This is a genomic window from Pseudomonadota bacterium (assembly GCA_026388255.1).
In the GTDB taxonomy this organism is placed as follows: domain Bacteria; phylum Desulfobacterota; class Syntrophorhabdia; order Syntrophorhabdales; family Syntrophorhabdaceae; genus JAPLKB01.
This window is the reverse complement of record JAPLKC010000006.1, coordinates 1-4850: the sequence shown is the minus strand read 5'-3', so window position 1 is coordinate 4850 and position 4850 is coordinate 1. Positions and strand designations below refer to the sequence as shown.

3 protein-coding genes are annotated in these 4850 nt (G+C 42.2%); 2 read left to right on the top strand and 1 reads right to left on the bottom strand.

All coding sequences use genetic code 11. The annotated features are described in order from the left end of the window. Positions 1 to 1336 (bottom strand): aldehyde ferredoxin oxidoreductase (locus tag NT178_00125; GenBank protein ID MCX5810944.1); only part of this gene is annotated, 1336 nt, incomplete at its 3' end. Between the two features lie 543 nt (positions 1337 to 1879). On the opposite strand from NT178_00125, the gene NT178_00120 reads away from it, so the two are divergent. Together NT178_00120 and NT178_00115 are read left to right on the top strand one after the other, a co-directional pair. Further along, entirely contained in the window at positions 1880 to 3145 is a 1266-nt protein-coding gene (locus tag NT178_00120; GenBank protein ID MCX5810943.1) for a P-loop NTPase fold protein, read from the top strand. Positions 3146 to 3498: 353 nt separating this feature from the next. Beyond that, positions 3499 to 4638, top strand: a complete 1140-nt coding sequence (locus NT178_00115; GenBank protein MCX5810942.1) for a hypothetical protein — start codon at positions 3499 to 3501, stop codon at positions 4636 to 4638. Positions 4639 to 4850 lie beyond the last annotated feature (212 nt).

Below are 4850 nucleotides of genomic sequence, written 5' to 3'. Positions count from 1 at the left end.
CGGCGGTGTGGTCAGCGCCCATGGGACTTGTGGCATAGGTTACACCCAATCCCTTCACAGCTCGGGGATCATAGGCGGGCATTGCCTGACCCTTGACAACGGGGACTCTTTCGACGCCGAATACTTTACCGGTCAGCGCAGCGCCGCTCCCGATGATGCGGCCGAGCGGAGTTCCTTTCCCCACTTCGTGTATCAGATTGATTGCGCCGTCGGCATCACCGAACTTGAGAAGCCCGGCTTCCATAACGACTCCGATGGTGGCCCCCATTTCTATCGTATCAAGCCCGTAATTGTCGTCGAGGAAATCAAGCATGGCAATCTTATCCATATCGTCAATGCCGCAGTTAGCTCCATGGGCCCATACTGTCTCGTATTCCGGTTGCTTGCTCAGGTAGTGTCCGTCCTTATCGTTATATATCCCTGAACAACGGATGACACACCCGTGATGACAGCCGTGGGTCGGTACGCCGCCCCTCTCCGTCTCCAGGGCTGCCTCGGTCTCGCCGCTTATCTTAGCAACACCGGCGAAGGTCCCTTGTTTGAAATTATATGTGGGATAGGCGCCTGCTTCATTGAGGATATTTGCCAACACATTTGTCCCGTAGGCAGGAAGCGCCTGTCCGGTGACGCCGTGTTTGCGCAGCCCCTCTATAAAGGCCTTGTTTGCTTCCTTAAATCTCTCGGGATCTTTTGGCTGACGCATAGGCATGTCTGTGTCATCAAGGACAATCACCTTTACACCTTTTGAGCCCATGACCGCGCCGGGTCCCCCACGGCCGGCATGTCGTGCCGGTCTCAGTTCCATGTCAGTGAAAGCCACGGATGCTGCAGGAAGCCGCATTTCTCCTGCAGGGCCTATTGAAATGCAGGCTATCTTGTCTCCGAACTTTTCTTTCATTTTTGAGACCGTATCATAATTTCCGAGCATCCGGAGATCATTGTTGACGGTAATTTTCACGCCCTCCTTATTTATGTATATTGTATAGAGGTCATCACGTTCGGGTTTCCCCTCGAGGACGATTGCCGCGTATCCCAGGCGTGCGAGGACTTGCGAAGGTTGTCCGCCTGAGTTTGATTCCTTGATACCGCCGGTGAGCGGGCTTTTACACCCCACGGAAATTCTTCCCGACATGGCGGCAATGCTTCCGCTTAACAGACCGGGTGCAATGACGATTTTGTTGTTCCCACTTAATGGATGACAGGCTGGGGGAACTTCTTTAGAAACAATAGCAGATGTAAGTGCCCGACCCCCCAAACCGGCGTACACGCCGATTGACTCAACGGTAAACTTTGGACCGCCCTTGGCTCCTGTATTGACTCGTAAAATCTTGTCCATAATGTTACCCCCTATAGTTAATTATCGACTCTCTTTAAGTATACACCACAATCCTTGTTTTGCAAGGTCGGTGAATGTACTTTTCAGGAAAATAGCTAATTCTTGCTACTAACGGAGACGTTTTGGGAAACTCCAAGAGGTAGGGTCAGAAATAGCCCTGCCTCTTGGAGTTTATATTTCAACCCGTAATCTTCACATTCTGCAAATATTCCTGATACAAGACTCGTAAATCTAATAATCTTCAAGATTGGTTCGATTGAAAAACCCTTTTTTGAGATGTGCTTCCTGAAGTCGATACTGCGTGGTTTTCGCCAGAAGCACTGCTTTCTTCCCGAAATGCACACTGCTTGGCTTTTTCCTGAGGCACAAACTCCTTCCTGAAGTCGAGCCTTGGGCACTTACTTACCAAATACAGGCTTTCATACGGCAATCATCGGTGTAGTTTAAAGAATTCTGACATAAATTTCATTTGTGGCAGACCAACCGAAATTGGAAGTTCACAGTTGACATTTTCTTGTTGCGGTGCAAAGATGTAGGATAATCATGTTTCAGGAAAAAATTAGACTTCACCCCGATTGCCCAATTGAAGTGCCTCAAGATGAACCCTTTAAGCATGACGTATTAAAACTTCAAGACTCTGTAAAAAATCTGGACAATCTCATTCAACATGTTGAAACACCTTTTACCCTTGGTATTTATGGAGCTTGGGGAAGCGGAAAAACATCTTTTATGAAAATGCTGCAAGCCAAACTTTCAAGTTCGGATTCAGGCTATAGAACTTTCTGGTTTGAGGCATGGAAATATGAAAATGAATTAACCTTAATGCTGCCTCTTTTATCGGAGATGTATAATGAACTCAAGGGTCAACAACTGAAAGATTCACTTCAAAAGATTGGTGCGGTTAGTATTATCTCATTTGCCGACTTAGCTTTAAAACTGGTAAGCAGGAAGCTCATGGACACAAAGACTATTGTAGATAATTTCAAACTGTATGAAGATGAAATGGGTGAGGTCTACAAATACTGGAAGAGTGAAACAGCAAAAAGTGTCCAAGGATTTGAGAGCGTGGTTGATGCTTTCACAGAGGGCAAGAAGGGCTTGATAGTCTTCATAGACGATTTGGATAGATGTCTGCCTGATTTAGTAATCAAAATGATTGAGGGCATCAAACATTTCTTTTCAGTTAAGAAGTGCATCTTTATTATAGGTGTTGACAAGGAAGTTCTATCTAAAGCAATAAAAGTAAAATATGGTGATTTGATTGATGGAAATGAGTATTTAGAAAAAATAATCAATCTTTCCTATGAGTTGCCAGATCAGCTTGGCGAAAATATAAAAGATTTTGTGATTGAGACTGCAAAAAGAATGACTGCACCAGAATGGTATAAAACCATTCAAGAATCAGTACTTCAAGTGGCTGATGAATTAGTCATTTTATACCCCAAAAATATCCCACGAAAAATAAGACTAATAGTGATGCGCCTTTTGATTTACCTTGCGTTGGAAAGACCAAAATTGTTTGATCTGAGTGCTATATGTTTAATGCTGATCTTGAAGGAATTTTTCCCCAATTTCTATAATGCTAATCAAGTTGAAGGAAGGCTTGATTTTTATGCTGGTGATGAACGTGTTTCTTATGTTACAACAACCTTTGGGCAAGAGGTGCTGAACGATAGGTGTGAGATAAATAAACCTCAATACGGCATATTCCGAGACAGATTAAGCAGTATAGCAAGTGAGAAACCGCACAACACAGGGGTTTTCCGAAGGTTATGCAAAGAAGTAGAATTCCTTTATTCGTTGCATTGATAAATACCAGAATGGACTAACTTCATGCGGTAATTATTTCCATATTTTACCTATGCTGTGATTGCTTTGTGAAGCAGGTAATTTTGCTATCTACATTTTTTGAAAAAAATTAAAACACAAAATTTTATTAATGTCTTCCTGCAATCCACAAATCTTCGAGTTCGACAAAAATACAAGGCTCCAATCCGTAATAAACACAATTCACGCTCGACAATCCTCAGCACTACATCCCATGTTTTGTGGCCAAGATTTCCTTGACGCACAAGACCGTTTTTCTTATACTTCATTTATCAAAAAGCGATTTCTTATAAAACAAATATCAAATCAAATGTTTGGAAAGGGGGATCAATCGCATGGGACTAATATCTTGGCTTTTCGGTGAAGGTAAGAAAACGCCATCTATAGTGAAGTCGAATGGTGGTGGTACCTTTTCCTCATATGCTATTGGACACAGACACCACCAAGATGCTCTGAAAAGAATCTTTTCGGAGCGAACTTCTGAAATCAATGAGAAGTTGGTTGAAGCAGTTCTGGTGATCGATGATGCGAACCCATATAATAGTCAAGCGGTCAGGGTTGATATTCAAGGTCAGACTGTAGCCTACCTGAAGGATGAAAATGCAAAGCAGTTCCGCAAAAAGATGAAAGAGAAAGGCCCTTCTGAAATCAAAGCTACCTGTGCGGCAAAGATTGTTTATTGGGAACGTGAGTCTGATAATTACCTTGTTATACTCGATCTGCCATTAGATTATTATTACAAAGCCAATGATCCGGCACCTTCAAAAGTCACCTATGAAAAAGAGGATACTGGCTCTGAGGTGCTTACATTTGAGGTCTCAAACTTGGATCAGGATGAAATAGCATCATGCCAAGTAAATGATCGAGTGAAGTTGTGGATGCCCCCAGATAATGCCGATAAAATATTTTTATACGTAGATAACTGGAGGTTTGGCTTTATTACTGGTAAATATTTTGACCTTGTTGCTTCACATTTGAGCAAAAAGTTGCCCTACGAAGCAAAGATAACAGAGTTGGCGGCTGGAAGATGCAGGATTAAATGTAAATTTATTTCGCAGGAAGCGGAGGAAAAGAGAAAGCAAGAAAGACGAAAGGACCTTACTTCATCAGTTGAGTATTCCCCTATAGACGAAGATATATACAAATGTTTCATCTCCAATAAAACAGGTATGTGCGAGGAGATAGGAACTTGGGAACAATTTCAAAATGTTGAAAAACAGATGGAAAAGATATGTCAGGCAAATAACGGCAGGTATTACAAGTCAAAAGCCAAAACAGCTAAGTTTGCAATTATTTTTGATCCAGCAGCAAGGACCTTGTCCAATGTAAATAGTTTAAAGAGTAAGGGATATAAGGTTACTTCATTTGAAAAAACACTTGAACACTTTGTTTTGACCGATATGTGGGATTGTAACAAACTAATCAAGGCAGAGAAGGACTACAAAAAGTTCATGTATGAAGAGATATTTGAATAATCCAGCGATGTGTCAGATACCACCTTTCCATCCGCAATCCTCAACTCTGGAAACTGCCCCCTACTGAGACTTTGTAGATACTATGATAGATTGTTCGCCCTCTCACAGGTATTTGATATACTTGTGAAAAAAATAGAGGAGGCTCTAAATGAAAAGAGTATCTACAGAATCAGTAAAAGTGTTGTCCGGTAGGAAAGTATATATAGGTATCG